General features: G+C 72.0%; 13 protein-coding genes. 6 read left to right on the top strand and 7 right to left on the bottom strand.

Annotated features, from left to right (window positions below; translation table 11 throughout):
* Positions 1-69: 69 nt before the first annotated feature.
* The 5 genes from ACYC1Z_RS04250 to serS form a co-directional block, all read right to left on the bottom strand.
* Positions 70-960 (bottom strand): carbohydrate ABC transporter permease, encoded by an 891-nt coding sequence (locus ACYC1Z_RS04250; protein WP_461408327.1) that lies wholly within the window; start codon positions 958-960, stop codon positions 70-72.
* Positions 961-1,022: 62 nt separating this feature from the next.
* Entirely contained in the window at positions 1,023-2,009 is a 987-nt protein-coding gene (locus tag ACYC1Z_RS04255) for a carbohydrate ABC transporter permease (RefSeq protein ID WP_461408328.1), read from the bottom strand.
* 98 nt (positions 2,010-2,107) lie between these two features.
* The gene (locus ACYC1Z_RS04260; protein ID WP_461408297.1) at positions 2,108-3,484 is read right to left on the bottom strand and encodes an ABC transporter substrate-binding protein; all 1,377 of its coding nucleotides are present in this window, start codon (positions 3,482-3,484) and stop codon (positions 2,108-2,110) included.
* 231 nt (positions 3,485-3,715) lie between these two features.
* Entirely contained in the window at positions 3,716-4,606 is an 891-nt protein-coding gene (locus tag ACYC1Z_RS04265) for an HAD family hydrolase (RefSeq protein WP_461408298.1), read from the bottom strand.
* Entirely contained in the window at positions 4,603-5,874 is a 1,272-nt protein-coding gene (gene serS / locus ACYC1Z_RS04270) for a serine--tRNA ligase (RefSeq protein WP_461408299.1), read from the bottom strand. The genes ACYC1Z_RS04265 and serS overlap by 4 nt, the downstream gene beginning before the upstream one ends.
* Positions 5,875-5,968: 94 nt before the next feature.
* Between serS and ACYC1Z_RS04275 the strand changes: the two genes are divergently transcribed.
* Positions 5,969-7,117 carry a diacylglycerol/lipid kinase family protein gene (locus tag ACYC1Z_RS04275; protein ID WP_461408300.1) on the top strand — a complete coding sequence of 383 codons (1,149 nt, stop codon included), beginning with the start codon at positions 5,969-5,971 and terminating at the stop codon, positions 7,115-7,117.
* 129 nt (positions 7,118-7,246) lie between these two features.
* Here ACYC1Z_RS04275 and pheA read toward each other — a convergent pair whose 3' ends face one another.
* A complete protein-coding gene (pheA, locus tag ACYC1Z_RS04280; RefSeq protein WP_461408301.1) occupies positions 7,247-8,206 on the bottom strand; it encodes a prephenate dehydratase in 960 nt (319 codons plus the stop codon).
* 299 nt (positions 8,207-8,505) lie between these two features.
* Here pheA and ACYC1Z_RS04285 point away from each other — a divergent pair, with 299 nt between their 5' ends.
* The 5 genes from ACYC1Z_RS04285 to ACYC1Z_RS04305 all read left to right on the top strand — a co-directional run bounded on the left by ACYC1Z_RS04285 (position 8,506) and on the right by ACYC1Z_RS04305 (position 14,188).
* Complete coding sequence (locus ACYC1Z_RS04285; protein ID WP_461408302.1) at positions 8,506-8,742, top strand: SHOCT domain-containing protein; 237 nt, start codon at positions 8,506-8,508, stop codon at positions 8,740-8,742.
* Complete coding sequence (locus ACYC1Z_RS04290; protein ID WP_461408303.1) at positions 8,739-9,602, top strand: peptidase M4; 864 nt, start codon at positions 8,739-8,741, stop codon at positions 9,600-9,602. The genes ACYC1Z_RS04285 and ACYC1Z_RS04290 overlap by 4 nt, the downstream gene beginning before the upstream one ends.
* Positions 9,599-10,336, top strand: a complete 738-nt coding sequence (locus tag ACYC1Z_RS04295) for a response regulator transcription factor (protein ID WP_461408304.1) — start codon at positions 9,599-9,601, stop codon at positions 10,334-10,336. The genes ACYC1Z_RS04290 and ACYC1Z_RS04295 overlap by 4 nt, the downstream gene beginning before the upstream one ends.
* Positions 10,333-11,445 (top strand): sensor histidine kinase, encoded by a 1,113-nt coding sequence (locus ACYC1Z_RS04300; RefSeq protein WP_461408305.1) that lies wholly within the window; start codon positions 10,333-10,335, stop codon positions 11,443-11,445. Before ACYC1Z_RS04295 ends, ACYC1Z_RS04300 begins: the two co-directional genes overlap by 4 nt.
* 193 nt (positions 11,446-11,638) lie before the next feature.
* Positions 11,639-14,188: a hypothetical protein gene (locus ACYC1Z_RS04305; RefSeq protein WP_461408306.1), complete on the top strand. Its 2,550-nt coding sequence runs from the start codon at positions 11,639-11,641 to the stop codon at positions 14,186-14,188.
* Here ACYC1Z_RS04305 and ACYC1Z_RS04310 read toward each other — a convergent pair.
* Positions 14,131-14,958: a glycosyltransferase gene (locus ACYC1Z_RS04310; protein WP_461408307.1), complete on the bottom strand. Its 828-nt coding sequence runs from the start codon at positions 14,956-14,958 to the stop codon at positions 14,131-14,133. The two genes, ACYC1Z_RS04305 and ACYC1Z_RS04310, sit on opposite strands and share 58 nt — an antisense overlap.
* Positions 14,959-14,990: the final 32 nt, after the last annotated feature.

A 14,990-nucleotide genomic window follows, 5' to 3' on the forward strand; every position in this document is an offset into this window, starting at 1 on the left:
GGCCCACCGGCCCCGGGGCGGGTTGCGCCCGCTCGTGCGGTGGCCCGGCCCCGTCGCCGGAGGCCGAGGTCAGCCCTTGACCGAACCCGCCAGCAGCCCGCGCACGAAGTACTTCTGCAGGGACATGAACACGATCAGCGGGACGATGATCGAGACGAACGCACCCGCGGTGAGCAGGTGCCAGTCCTGGCCGCGCGAGCCGGCCATCTCCGCCAGCCGTGCGGTGAGCGGCTGGATGGCGTTGTTCCCGCCGGAGAACGTCAGCCCGACCAGGAGGTCGTTCCACACCCACAGGAACTGGAAGATCGCGAAGCTCGCGATCGCCGGGACCAGCAGCGGCAGCATGATCCGGATGAACACCGTGACGTGCCCGGCCCCGTCGACCCGGGCGGCCTCGATGAGCTCCCGTGGGATCTCCGCCATGAAGTTGTGCAGCAGGAAGGTGGCGAGCGGGAGCGCGAAGATCGAGTGCGCCACCCAGATCGTCAGGAACGGGAACGCCTCGGCCGCAGCGGTGCCGGAGAACATGCGCAGCAGCGGGATGAGCGCCATCTGCAGCGGCACGATCTGGAGCGCGAAGACGACCACGAACACCGTGTCACGCCCGCGCCACTGCAGCACGGAGAATGCGTAGGCCGCGAGGATCGCCAGCGTCAACGGGATGAGCGTGGCGGGCACGGTGATGGTGATGGAGTTCAGGAAGAAGCTCGCGAGGTTGCCCGAGGAGGCGCGTCCGAAGAGCACCTCCTGGTAGTTCTCCAGCGTGAAGGTGGGGTTGGTGAAGAACGTCCACCAGCCCGTGGAACGGATCTCACCCTCCGGGCGTACCGAGGTGATGAGCAGCCCGGCGGTCGGCACGGTCCACAGGATGGCGATGACGATCGCGACGGCGCTGCCGATGCGGGTGGAGAGCATCGTCCTGGTGCGGCCGGACGTCGTGGTGGAGCGACTGGAGCGCATCGGGTCGGGCAGCGAGTGGCCACTGCCGGGCTCGGAGATCGCCGGGTTGGCGGGTGCGGTGCTCATGCGCCACGCACCTCCCGGTTGATGAGCATCTGTCTGATGTTGAAGACCACGATGGGGATCACGAGCACGAAGATCGCGACGGCCAACGCCGAACCGTAGCCGCTGTTGCCGAACGTGAACGACTGGTCGTACATCTCGTTGGCGAGGACCTGCGTGCCGAACCGGCCGCCGGTCATCGTGCGTGGAATGTCGAACACCTTCAGGGTGGCGATCGAGATCGTCGACCCCACCACGACCAGCGTGGGCCGGATGGACGGCACCGTGATGGCGCGGAACATCTGCCAGGGGCTGACGCCGTCCAGCCGGGCGGCCTCGACGATGTCCGTCGGGATCGCCTTGATGGCCGCGGAGAGCAGCACCATCGCGAAGCCGGCCTGGATCCAGATCATCACGAAGATGAGGAAGAACGTGTTCCAGGGGCCGTCCTGCAGGAATCGCACGGGCTCGAAGCCAAGCCCCGTGATGATCGCGTTGAGGAGGCCGATCTGCTCCTGGGCCGCGCCACGGTACTCGTAGACGAACTTCCAGATGATGCCGGCGCCCACGAAGGAGATCGCCATCGGCATGAAGAGGAGCGACTTCGCGCTCTTCTCGAACTGCTTGCCGTCGATGAGGATCGCGTAGAGCAGCCCGATGACGGTTGAGACGGTGGGGACGAGCAGCACCCACCAGAAGGTGTTGATGAAGGACTGCAGCGATCCCGGGTTGGTGAAGACCCACACGTAGTTGGAGAACCCGACGAACTCGGTGGCCGTGCGGTCCATGAACGACATCATGATCGTCCGACCCGCCGGGTAGATCAGGCCGACCGCGAGCAGCAGCAGGGCCGGTCCGGCGAAGGCCGCCAGCGCCCACCAGGTGCGCGAACGCTTCGCGAACCGGTCGGCCGCGGATGCCAACACCATCAGCAGGACGACCAGCGCCACGAAGGCGACGACGGCCAGGACCATCTGGCCGATCTTGGAGTAGAGGAAGAAGTCCATCATGCCTTCCGTGTTCTCGACGGCGTTCGGGTCCGCACGGGCGGGGGAGCGGTCGGAACCACTCCCCCGCCCGTATCAGTCGATCAAACCACCGGCGATCAAGCCGCCGGCCAAGAGGCCTCGATCTGGTCGAGGACCGTCTGGGTGTCGGAGCCGTCGATCCAGTCGACCATGCCGGTCCAGAACGACCCGGCACCCACCTCGGAGGGCATGAGGTCGGATCCGTCGAAGCGGGCGACGGTGTTCGGGTCCTGGAGCAGCTCGATCGCCAGGCGCAGGACGTCCGAGGACGCGAGCGTGGCGTCCACACCCTTGTTGGCGGAGGTCACGCCGCCGATCTCGACGCGGGTGTTGGCCCACTCGGCGGAGGACATGAAGGCCTGCACGGCCTCGATGGCGTCGCCCTCGTTGAAGCGGGCGACGAACTCGCCGGCGGTGAGCAGCGGAGACTCGTCCGCCGTCATGCCGGGGAGGTAGAAGGCGAAGACGTCACCCTCGGGGCTGACGTCCGTACCCTCGGGCCACTGGGCCTCGTAGAAGGAGGCCATGCGGTACAGGTAGCAGTTGTTGTCCAGGATGGGCAGGCCGCCGTCGTTGAAGGACGTCGTCGCGATGGACCGGGAGTCGCCGATGCCGCCGTTGACGAAGTTCTCGTCCTTGAGGATCGCCCCGGCCATGTCCACGGCCTCGACGATCTGCGGGTCGTTGAACGGGATCGCGTGCGTGACCCACTGGTCGTACACGTCGGCCCCAGCCGATCGGAGCACCATGTCCTCGATGAAGTCGGTGGCGGGCCAGCCGGTCGCCCCGCCGGACTCGATGCCCGCGCACCACGGCTTGACCGTGTCGGAGCCCTGCTCGTCCGCGATGGTCTGCGTGAGCGTCATGAGCTCGTCCCACGTGGTGGGGACCTCGTAGCCGTTGTCGGCGAAGGCGCTCGGGGAGTACCAGACGAAGGACTTCACGGACGCCATGAGCGGGGCGGCGTAGAACGTCCCGTCGACGGTGCCGTAGGCCTTCCAGTCCTCGGTCCAGCCCTCGTCCACGTTGGCCTCGACGGCCGCCGACGCGGGCAGCACGTAACCGCCGCGAACCATGCGGGCGAGCAGGCCGGGCTGGGGGATGACCGCCAGGTCGGGCGCGTTGCCGCCCTCGGCCTGCACCACGAGCTGCTGCTCGAACTCACCGGAGCCGTTGTGCTCCACGGTGATGCCGGTGCATTCGGTGAACGTGTTGAAGGTGTCCTGGAGCTGGTCGGCCTCGACCTCACGGATCGAGGAGAAGAGCGAGACGGTCTCGCCCTCGAAGGTGCCGTACTGCTCGTAGTCGGCGCAGTCGGCAGTGGTCCCGCCGCCGGCGGTGGTCGCGCCGCCGCCACCGCCCAGGTCGTCGGCACCACCACAGGCGCTCAGCACGAGCGCCAGGGCACCCACGCCGGCCAGTCCTGCGGACCGTCGTCTCGTCGTCGTCTTCACTTGCGGACCTCCTCGTCACTACACACAACCGAGCGCGGAAGCGCTCCCACCGACCCACCCAACCACTGATCGGCGTGATCCTCGCCACAGAAGACAACGGAAGGACGTCACGATTCCGCAACATCGCCAAGGATCCGGTCGCATCGTTCCTGCAACCGCAGCCGCGATCTTATAATGCGAGCCACTGTCTTGCCATCTGGTACGACGGCGGGTGTCACATGGCCGCCGAGGTCACTCCGGCAGCAGCGCGCGCAGCACCACGGCGGCGCCGTCGTCGGTCACGGCGTCGGTCACCGCGCCCGCCACGTCCCGGACCGACTCCGCGGCCTGCCCCATCGCCACCCCGTGCGCGGCCCAGGTGAGCATCTCCAGGTCGTTGGAGCCGTCCCCCATCGCGACGGTCGCAGCGGGCTCGATGTCCAGCCGTCCGCGCAGCATCTCCAGCGCGCTGGCCTTGTGCACACCGTCGGGGGTGATGTCCAGCCACGCGGTCCAGCCGACGGCGTAGCCCACCCCGTGCAGACCCACCCGTTCGACGATCGCCTGGAGGTCCGCCGAGCCGAGCTCGGGCGCCCGCAGCGTCACACGGGTGGCGGGCGCGGCGACGAGCTCTTCGAAGTCGACGACCTCGACCTCCCCGGTCAGCTCGCCCATGGGGAACGGCGCGGTCACCTTGAACCCGCGGCCCAGGTCCTCCACGGCGAAGATCGCCTCGGGCAGCTCCTCCCGCAGCAGCCGCAGCGTGGGCCCCGGGTGGAACGTGGTGACGTCGGTGATCTCGTGACCGTCGTCGAGCGTGGGGTCCAGGCGGACGGACACGGCGCCGTTGGAGCAGACCGCCCACCCCTTGGTCAGGCCGAGCGCCGCGGCCACCGGGGTGACGGCGTGCATGGACCGCCCTGTGGCAAGCACCACGTGCGTGCCGCTCGCGTCCAGGTCGGCGACGGCGTCGCGCACGGTGGGCGTGAGGCTGCCGTCGTGCCCCAGCAGGGTGCCGTCGATGTCGAGGGCGACCATGAGGCCGGGGCCCGCGGGCGGGAGACCCGCCGGGAGCAGGCGACGCCAGCGGGCCGATCGGGTGGCGAGCGGCAGCACGCCGTTGCCGGACCGGACCGTGCTCACGCGGGCTCCAGGACCTCGAGCCCGCCGAGATAGGGCCGCAGACCCTCGGGCACGCGCACCGACCCGTCGGGCTGCTGGTGGTTCTCCAGGATCGCCACGATCCAGCGGGTGGTGGCGAGGGTGCCGTTGAGCGTGGCGACGGTGCGGGTCGCGCCGTCGGCGGTGCGCTCGCGGATGCCGAGCCGGCGGGCCTGGAAGGTGGTGCAGTTGGAGGTGGAGGTCAGCTCGAGGTACCGGCCCTGCGTCGGCAGCCAGGCCTCGCAGTCGAACTTCCGGGCGGCCGACATGCCGAGGTCCCCCGCGGCGGTGTCGATGACCCGGTAGGGCAGCTCGACCTTCGCGAGCATCTCCTCCTCCCACGCGAGGAGGCGCTGGTGCTCGGCGTCGGCCTCCTCGACGGGCACGTAGGAGAACATCTCGACCTTGTTGAACTGGTGCACGCGGATGATGCCCCGGGTGTCCTTGCCACCCGAGCCGGCCTCCCGGCGGTAGCAGGAGGACCAGCCGGCGTAGCGCAGCGGCCCGTCCGTGAGGTCGAGGATCTCGTCGGCGTGGTAGCCGGCGAGCGCGACCTCGGAGGTGCCGACGAGGTACAGGTCGTCGGTGCCGAGGTGGTAGATCTCGGCGTCGTGGGCGACGTCGAAGCCCGTGCCCTGCATCGTCTCGGGCCGCACCAGGGTGGGCGTGATCATCGGGGTGAAGCCGTGCGTCAGCGCCTGGTCCATGGCCGCGTTGAGCAGGGCGAGCTCGAGGCGGGCGCCGACACCGGTGAGGAAGTAGAACCGGGCGCCGGAGACCTTGGCACCGCGTTTGACGTCGATCGCGCGCAGGTTCTCCCCGAGGTCGAGGTGGTCCTTGGGCTCGAAGCCCTCGGCGGCGAAGTCACGCGGGGTGCCCACGTGCTCGAGCACGACGTAGTCGTCCTCACCACCGACCGGCGCGGCCGGGTCGACGACGTTGGGGATCGTGCGGGCCAGCTCGTCGAGCGCCACCTGAGCGGCGTCCGACTCCGCCTCGGCCGTCTTGACCCGCTCGGCGAGATCCTTGGCACGGGCGAGCACGGCGGGCCGCTCCTCCGGCGAGGCCTTGCCCACGGCCTTCGAGACCTGCTTCTGCTCGGCCCGCAGCTCCTCAAAGGAGGTCAGGGTGGCGCGACGGCGCGACTCCGCCGCGAGCAGGGCGTCGACGACGGCGACGTCCCCGCCGCGGGCTCGCTGGCTGGTGCGGACCGTCTCCGGGTCCTCTCGTAGTGCTCGAAGGTCGATCATGCGTCCGAGCCTAACCGGCGGGCCCGGGCACCACCGGCGCCCGGGCGGTGCCGGCGCAACGGCGCCGCGGGGCCGGGGGCGCTAGGTTGCGAGCATGGGGTGGGATCAGTGGGTCGCGATCGTCGCGCTCGTGCTGGCGCTCGCCGGGCTGCTCATCGGCCTGGTGGCATGGCGCGGGATCCGCGGCCGCACGCCCTCGTTCTCCGAGGAGGACACTCCCGAGACGCTCCCGCCCGCACCGCGCTCCGGGCCGCCCGCGGTGATCGTCAACCCCAAGTCGGCGGACGGCATCGAGCTCAAGGAGCTCATGGACCGCACGGCGGCCGACGCGGGCCTCGAGGAGCCGATCTGGTTCGAGACCACGGTCGAGGACCCCGGGCTGGGACAGACCCGTGCGGCGCTCGCCCGGGGCGCGTCCGTCGTCGTCGCCGCGGGTGGTGACGGCACCGTGCGGGCCGTTGCAGAGGCCCTCGCGGGCACCGGTGTCCCCATGGGGCTCCTCCCGCTCGGCACCGGCACCCTGTTGGCGCGCAACCTCGATCTGCCGCTCGGCAGCCGGCGCGAGCTGGTCCTCACCGCGCTGACCGGGCGGGACCGGCGGATGGACCTGGGCTGGCTGCGCACCGAGGCGTTGACCCCCGAGGACGCGGCGGCGCTCCGCGGGAACCTCGACGACGGCGCTGCCGAGGTTCCCGATGACGACCCCACCAAGGAGCACGTCTTCCTCGTCATCGGCGGCCTCGGCTTCGACGCCGCGATGGTCGCCGGCGCCGACGACGATCTCAAGGCCCGGCTGGGCTGGATCGCGTACTTCGTCGCCGGCGTCCGCCACCTCACCGGCCGCAAGATCCACGCCACCGCCGAGCTCGGCGAATCGGGACCGGGTCGACCCTTCAAGGCACGCACCGTCCTCTTCGCGAACGTCGGGCGGCTGCCCGGCGGCGTCGTCCTCTTCCCCGACGCCCAGCTCGACGACGGCTGGCTCGACATCGCCGCGATCGACACCACCGGCGGGCTGATCGGCTGGTCGGACCTCCTGCGCAAGGTGATCCTGCAGGGGATGGGCGTGCGCAAGGACCCCCTGCCCTACCGGACCGCGTCGATCGAGTTCAAGCGCGCCCGCTCGGTCGTGGTACGCACCGAGGTGCCCGAGCAGGTCCAGGTCGACGGCGACCTCATCGGCTACGCGCGGGTGATCCATGCCCGGGTGGAGGAGAGCGGACTCGTCGTCCGGACGCGGTAGCGCTTGCGCCGGTCCACGCGGTAGCGCCTTGCGCCGGTCCACGCGGTAGCGCCTTGCGCCGGTCGTCGGCTCGATACACCTCGATGGGGGGTCCTGATCCCCACGGCGGGGCGGGTGCGCGCGGCCTGGCTACACGACCTCGCCGGCCGCGACGCCCGCCACCCAGGCCCGGGCGGCCCGGAAGTCCGCGTCGTAGGTCCCCGGGCGCACGTTCGGGCGCCGACCGTCCGCGCGCGGGTAGGAGCCGAGGAAGCGCACCACCGGACACACCCGGTGCAGGCCGATGAGCGTGGCCTGGACGCGTTCCTCCGCCACGTGCCCCTCGGCGTCGATGGAGAAGGAGTAGCGCCCGAGGGAGTCACCGATGGGCCGCGACTCGATGCGGGAGAGGTTCACGCCCCGGGTGGCGAACTGTTCGAGCATGCTCAGCAGCGCCCCGGCCTCGTTGTCCGGCAGTTGCACCTGCAGGGTGGTCTTGTCCGCACCGGTGGGCTCGGGGACGTAACCGGGCCGGGCGACCAGGATGAACCGGGTCACGGCGTGCGGGTTGTCCGCCACTCCCTGGGCGAGCACGGTGAGGCCGTACTTCTGCGCGGAGAGGGGGTTCACGAGCACGGCGTCGAAACCCACCTGGGCGTCGGAACCGAGCAGCTCGGCTGCGGCGGCGGTCGACGTCGCGGGCACGTGGACGGCGTCGTCGAGGTGCTCGGCGACCCAGCCGCGGCACTGCGCCCAGGCGTGCGGGTGGGTGGAGATGCGCCGGGCCTGCGCCAGGGGGGTCCCGGCCCGGGCGGCCAGGACGAAGGTGATGGGCACGAGCATCTCGCCGACGATGACGAGCGGTCGGCCCGCGGCGAGTGCGTCGAGCGTGGCGTTGACGCCGCCCTCCACCGAGTTCTCGATGGGCACGACGGCGAAGTCGACGTCGCCGGAGCGCACCTGGTCCAGTGCGGTGACGACGTCGGCGCACGGGACCAGGTCGGACTCCGCCTCGTCGGTCACCTGCAGCAGCGCCACCTCGGTGAAGGTGCCCGCCGGGCCGAGATAGGCGTAGCGGCCGCGGGGCAGGTCGTCGGTGGCGGCGGGCATGGGTCCTCCTGGTCGGTCCGGTCCGAAAGAGCCTAGTGCCGCGCGGTACGCCGGTCGGCCATCCCCAGCGACGCACGCAGAGCTCGAGATCGCGTTCGTGCGCTCGAATGATCCGCCACCACTGGGCCGCCATGACGGGCCCGTAGGACCGGCGATCACCGCCACGCGCGACCGTGCCGCACACCTTGACCCGATCTAGAGGTTCGCCAGATGGTTGCTTCATCCGGGTCGCGCATCATTGCTGTCGACAGCGGTTAACCACACGAGAGGACACGACGATGATGGGTTGGGGATGGGGCATGGGCGCCGGTGGCTGGATCGCCATGGCGGTGTTCTGGGTCGCGCTGATTGCGCTGATCGTCTGGGCGGTCGTGCGGGTGTTCCCGAGCGCCGACAAGCATGATGCCGGACCACGAGCGGAGACCCCGCAGGAGATCCTCGACCGGCGCTTCGCCGGTGGTGAGTTGGACGCCGAGACCTATCGGTCGATGCAGGAGGCGCTCAACGCGGGTCAGCAGGGACGGAGGCTGCCATGAGGACCGGCATCGCGCGGTTCCTGGTGCCGACGGTGGCCCTGGCCGGCGTGCTCGGCTCCGGCGCCTGGCTGTTGACCCAGGAGAGCCCCGCATGGGCCTCCAGCACCTCACGAGCCGTTGACGGCTACGACGGCAGCGGCATCATGGGCTACCGCGGCGGCGGCGTCGGCGGGTACGGCGCCGGCATGATGGGCGGCGGCGGGTACGGCGCCGGCATGATGGGCTACGGCGGCACCGGCGGCGGCTACGGCGCCGGCATGATGGGCGGCGGCGGCGTCGGCGGGTACGGCGGCGGCATGATGGGCTACGGCGGCACCGGCGGCGGCTACGGCGCCGGCATGATGGGCTACGGCGGCGGCGTCTTCGGGGGAAGTGGGCCGAGTGGGGACCTCACGCCCGTCGACGATCTCGCCGCGGCTCGTGATCGGGCGGAGCTCTTCGCCGGCGACCTTGACGGCGAGCTGCAGGTCGGCGAGATCATGGAGTTCGAGAACCACTACTACGCCGAGCTCCTGGACGCCGACGGCGCGGGCGCTACCGAGATCCTCATCGATCCCCGGACCGGAGTGGTCCAACCGGAGTACGGGCCGGCCATGATGTGGAACACCCGGTACGGGATGACGCGCGGCATCGACACCGCATCTGAGCTCTCGGCGGACGAGGCCGTGGCCGTGGCAGAGCGCGCGGTCGACGCGGAAGGGCTCACCGTGGGGGCGGCGGAGAAGTTCCCCGGTTACTACACCCTGCACACCCTGCGCGACGGCGAGGTGGAGGGCATGCTCTCCGTCAATGCCGTGACCGGTGCGGTGTGGTACCACAGCTGGCACGGTGCGTTCGTCGCGATCTCGGAGAACGGATGACCGTTGGTGGCCGGGCGGGGCAGCCCGCGGATCGTGGCGAGGTGTCACGGCCGCGGGTCCTCGTCATCGAGGACGAGGCTGCGATCGCCCGGGTCGTGCGTGGCTACCTCGAGCGCGAGGGCTTCGAGGTCGTCGTCATGTACGACGGGGAGACCGGCCTGACCGCCGCTCGGGAGGGCTCCCCGGACGTCGTGGTGCTGGACCTCATGCTCCCGGGTATCGACGGGCTGGAGGTGTGCCGGCAGCTGCGCACCTTCTCCGACGCCTACGTCATCATGCTCACGGCCCGCACCGAGGAGATGGACCGGCTGGTGGGGCTGTCGAGCGGTGCCGACGACTACGTCGGCAAGCCGTTCTCTGCCCCGGAACTGGTGGCACGGGTCCGGGCCATGCTCCGCCGTCCCCGGTCCGACGCCGTCCGCGACCGAGCCACCCGGCAGGTCGCCGACCTCACGATCGACATGGCGGCCCGGGAGGTGCGGCGCGGTGAGCAGCGGGTGGAACTGACGCGCACCGAGTTCGACCTGCTCGACGCGCTCTCGGCGGAGCCCCGACGGGTCCTGAGCCGTGACCAGCTGTTCGAGCAGGTGTGGGGCGGGCAGTGGTTCGGCGACCATCACGTGGTGGACGTGCACGTGGCGAACCTTCGCCGCAAGCTCGGCGACGACGCACAGTCCCAGCGTTACATCCGCACCCTTCGCGGGTTCGGCTACGGCCTGGGCGGGGACACATGAGACGCCCCGAGGGGCCCGGGCTGGGGGCCAGACTCTTCCTGGCCCAGGCCTTCGTCATCGTCGCCGGAGCAGCCACTCTGGCGGCCGTCGCGCTCATGCTCGCACCGGGTCTCTTCGACGAACACCTCCAGAGCGTTCCCGTGCCGATCGACCACACGGCCCGACAGCACGTCGACGCCGCGTTCAGCGGGGCCATCTTGACGTCCCTGGCGGTGGCGATCGTCGCAGCGCTGATCACCGCACTGGCCGTCAGCTGGTTCGTGACCCGGCGTGTCGTCCGACCCGTCGAGGCCATGGCGACGGCGGCCGGCCGGATCGCCGCGGGTGACTACACCGCGCGGGTGCGCGTCACGGGGTCCGGCCCCGAGCTGGCCTCCTTGGCGAGCGCGTTGGACCTGACGGCGCACGAGCTGGCGGCCATGGAGCGGACGCGGGCGGAGATGCTCCGCGACGTCGCGCACGAGCTGCGCACGCCGCTGACCGCGCTGCGCGGCTACATCGACGCCCTGGCTGACGGGGTGCTGCCGCTCGATGCGGACGCCGTCGACACCGTGCACGCCGAGCTCTCGCGCGTCGAGCGGCTCGTGGACGACCTGAGCACCGTGTCACGCGCGGAGGAACGTCGCCTGGACCTCCATCTGCAGGCGGTGGCACCCCGCGACGTGGTGGCCGCCGCCGTCAAGGCGGCCCGGGCGAGGTTCGCCCGAGCCGGCCTGGACCTCCAGGTCGCCGTCGCCGACGATCTGCCCCTGGTCAGCATCGATGAGGACCGGATCCAGGAGGTGCTGGCCAACCTCCTCGACAACGCCCTGCGGCACACCCCGCGCGAGGGCGTGGTCACGGTCAGCGCGCGGCGCGGGCCCGGCGTGGTCGAGCTCGCGGTGACCGACACGGGTGAGGGTCTGGCCCCCGAGCACCTGCGACGGGTGTTCGAACGCTTCTACCGCGTGGACACCGGGCGCTCCCGTCAGAAGGGCGGCAGCGGCATCGGCCTGGCCATCGTCCGCGCACTGGCGGAGGCTCACGGTGGTCACGTCGGGGCGCAGAGCGCAGGCCCGGGCCACGGCGCGACGTTCTCCGTGACGCTGCCTGCAGATCCACCCCGATGAACCGAACTCCCCCCTTCCCCTCCCCCATCAGGCCCCGCCCCGGTCACGCCCACCCCCGTCGAACAGGTCCTAATGTGCAGATTCCACCCAGTTTTGGCACTTTAGGGCCTGTTCGGCGAGGAGGAGGCGGCGGGCGGCGGTCGGCAGCGGTTCGGGCATGAGCCGCCCAGGACCGGCCACGTAGGCTGCGACGGTGAGCAGCAGACGCAGAGCACGGCAGCGCCGGGTCGTCCTCGTCGTCGCGGTCGTCGCCGCGCTCGCGATGATCCTGCCGTTCGTCCTGCCGCTCCTCGCGGCGGCCGCGACACCCGTCGGCGGCACCGGCGCGACGGCCGCGACACCCGTCGGCGGCACCGGCGCGACGGCGTCGGACCCCGCCGACACGGCCGGGGCGACGGCGCCCGGCCCGGTGGTGCTCATCGGCACCACCGGCCTGCGATGGGAGGACCTCTCGGCGCTGGCGACCCCGAGCCTGTGGGAGCTCACCCAGGGTGGCGCGAGCGCCAACATGGTGGTCCGCTCGGTGCGTTCGAGCACCTGCCCGGCCGACGGCTGGCTCGCCGTCTCCGCGGGCCGGCGTGCCGCGGACGTGCCGATGGCGGAGTACGGCACGTGCCGTGACCTGGCAGAGGCCGGCGAGGACGCCACCGTGGCCGGCTGGTCGGACTACCTCGACGCCGCCGGGGGCGCCTCCTACGACGCCACCCCCGGCCTCTTCGGCGACCTGCTCGCCGCGCGCGGGGTGCCCGCGGTGGCGATCGGCCCCGGCGCCGCGATCGCGCTGGCGACCTCGGACGGCGTCGTCGCCGGGGACCGCGCCTACGCCTCGACGTCGACGGCCCGGCTGGGCGAGCAGGTCGCCGAGCTCCTGCCGGGACACGCGCTGACGGTCGTCGACGTGGGCGACGTCCGGGACCAGAATCGCCCGCTCGTGCGGGTGCCGGCCCGCGGCGAAGGCGTGCTCGCACCGGTGGAGGAGCCCGGCCCGGCCGAGACCCCCACGATGTCCCCGGAGGAGACGTGGCTGCTGCGCTCCCCCCAGCGCGTCGACCAGGTCTCCCGGATCGACCGGCGCGTGGGCGCCGTCGTCTCGAACGTACGCGCGATGGCGCCGCACGCCACGATCGTGCTCGCCTCGCTGGCCGACTCGGGCAGCACCGCCCTGATGCAGGTCGTCACCGCGACCGGGCCGGGGCTGGGGCGGCCGTCGGCGGACGGGGCGCTGGCGAACACACGGTCGACCCGCCAGCCCGGCATGGTCCAGTCCACCGATCTGCTCCCCACCCTCCTCACGGCGCTGGAGCTCGAGGGCCCGGCCGGCCTCGTGGGCGCCCCCTTCGCCGCGCTCGACGACGGTCGCAGCGGTGCCGCGCGCGTCGGGTACCTCACCGACGTCAGCCGGCACGCCGTGGCGGTCCGGCCCCTCGTCGGGCCGTACTACTCGTTCCTGGTCCTCGCGAACCTGCTGCTGTACGCGGTGGTGACGCTCGGGCTCAACCGCCGAATCCTCGACGGTGCCGCCGACCACCTCGCGGCCCACCGTGGGCGGCGGGCCGCCGGCCTGCGCGCCCGGGTCGTCGGGGCGCTGCGCTCGCCCCGGCCGGTCACGATGCTACGCACGGTCCGGGCCGCGTCCGTGCTGATGGGTGCGGTGCCGCTCGCCTCCTACCTCGCCAACCTGCTGCCCTGGTGGCGGGCGGACGAGCCGGGCACCGCGGTGTACGGGGCCACCGCGGTCATCGCCGCCGCGCTCACGCTCGTCGCGCTCCACGGTCCGTGGCGCCGGAACCTGCTCGCCCCGGTCGCCATGGTGGCGGGGGCGACCGCCGTCGTGCTCGCGGTGGACGTCGTCACCGGCGCACGCCTGCAGCTCTCCGCGCTCATGGGCGTGATCCCGCAGGTGGGTGGGCGGTTCTACGGCTTCAACAACTCCTCGTTCTCACTCTTCGCGGCCGCGAGCATCCTGCTCGCGATGTGCGTGGCGGAGCCGCTCGTGCGGCGCGGCCGGCGCCGGTGGGCCGCGGGCGCCATCGGACTCATCGGGGTCGTCGCCGTCGTCCTGGACGGTGCCCCCACCATCGGTGCCGACTTCGGCGGCCCGCCCGCCCTCATCCCGGGGTTCCTCGTGCTCGGGCTGCTGGCCATGGGCGTCCGCCTGACCTGGCGGCGGGTCGTCCTCGTGCTCGGCGTCACCGCCGTCCTCGCGGCGAGCTTCTCCGTGGTCGACTGGCTGCGCCCTCCGGGGGACCGGTCGCACCTGGGGCGGTTCGTCGAGACGGTGCTCGACGGCGGTCTCTGGTCGGTGGTCGCACGCAAGGCCGGCCAGAACCTGTCGAACCTGTTCGGCTCGACCCTGACGTTCCTGGTGATCGGGGGGATCATCGTCGTCGTGGTGCTGCTGACCCGGCCGCTACGGGCCGGCCGCCGCGGCGGCGCGGACTCCGCCTACGGGTGGCTCATGGGCGGGGACGCCATCGGTCAGCTCGACCGGGCCGCCGTCATGCTGCGGCCCACGCTGGTCGCGCTCGCGACGACGTTCGCCATCGCGTTCGCGGCCAACGACTCGGGCATCGTGCTGCCGGCGATCGGGATCGCCCTGACGGTCCCGCTGCTGGTGTCGGTGGTGACGGGGTGGCTGCTGGCGCACGTGCCCGCCGGCGCGGCCCCGGGTGGCGGGCCGCCGGATCAGTCGTCGGGCTCGTCCACGACCGAGGTGTCGGGGGCCGACGCCCAGGCCCGGTAGGGGCGTCCGGGCTTCTGCCGCGCCGGGTTGTCGCCACGTCGCGCCGTCGGCACCTTCACCCCGCGCACGCGCCGGGCGCTGACCGCGAGCGCGACGTCGCGGTACTGGGCGCTGCGGTGGAGCTGCCCGGCGAGGTCGGTGCCTGAGGGCCGGTGCCGCAGGTCGCACGGCACCTCCTGCACGGTGAGCCCGGCGACCAGCAGGTCGATCGTCATGCCCGCCTCCACGCCCCAGCCCCGGGCGAGGGGCGTGGCCGCCTCGAACGCGGCGCGCGTCAGGCAGCGCTGGCCGGAGAGGGGCTGGGTGGGGCTCCACCCGGTGGCGCGCGCGATCGAGCGGCGGGCCAGGCCCGTGACGATGCCCCGCCCGCCGGCCCCGGGCTGGGGGGGCAGGACGGCGATGGTGCAGTCTGCCCGGCCCTCGAGGACCGGGCTCACGAGCGGCGCGGTCGCGACGGCCGTCTCCCCGAGGTCGGCGTCGAGGAAGAGGAGGAGCCGGGGCGGGCGACCGGCGACGTCACGCATCGCGACGACGGACGCGCCGGTCTCCATGGCGGACGCCTTGCCGCGGTTGACGGAGTGGCGCACGACGACGGCGCCGGCCGTGCGCGCGGCGTGCTGGGTGCCGTCCTCGGAGCCGTCGTCGACGACGAGCACGAGGTCGACGTGGGGGATGGCGCGGGCGGCGCGGACGGTGGCGGCGATCCGGTCCACCTCGTCCTTCGCGGGGATGAGAACAGCGACCCGTTGTGATCCCGCTGCCCGCTCCACGTCGCAAAGCCTAGCGAGGAATCGGGCGCGGG

It is taken from the genome of Georgenia sp. (assembly GCF_054605595.1).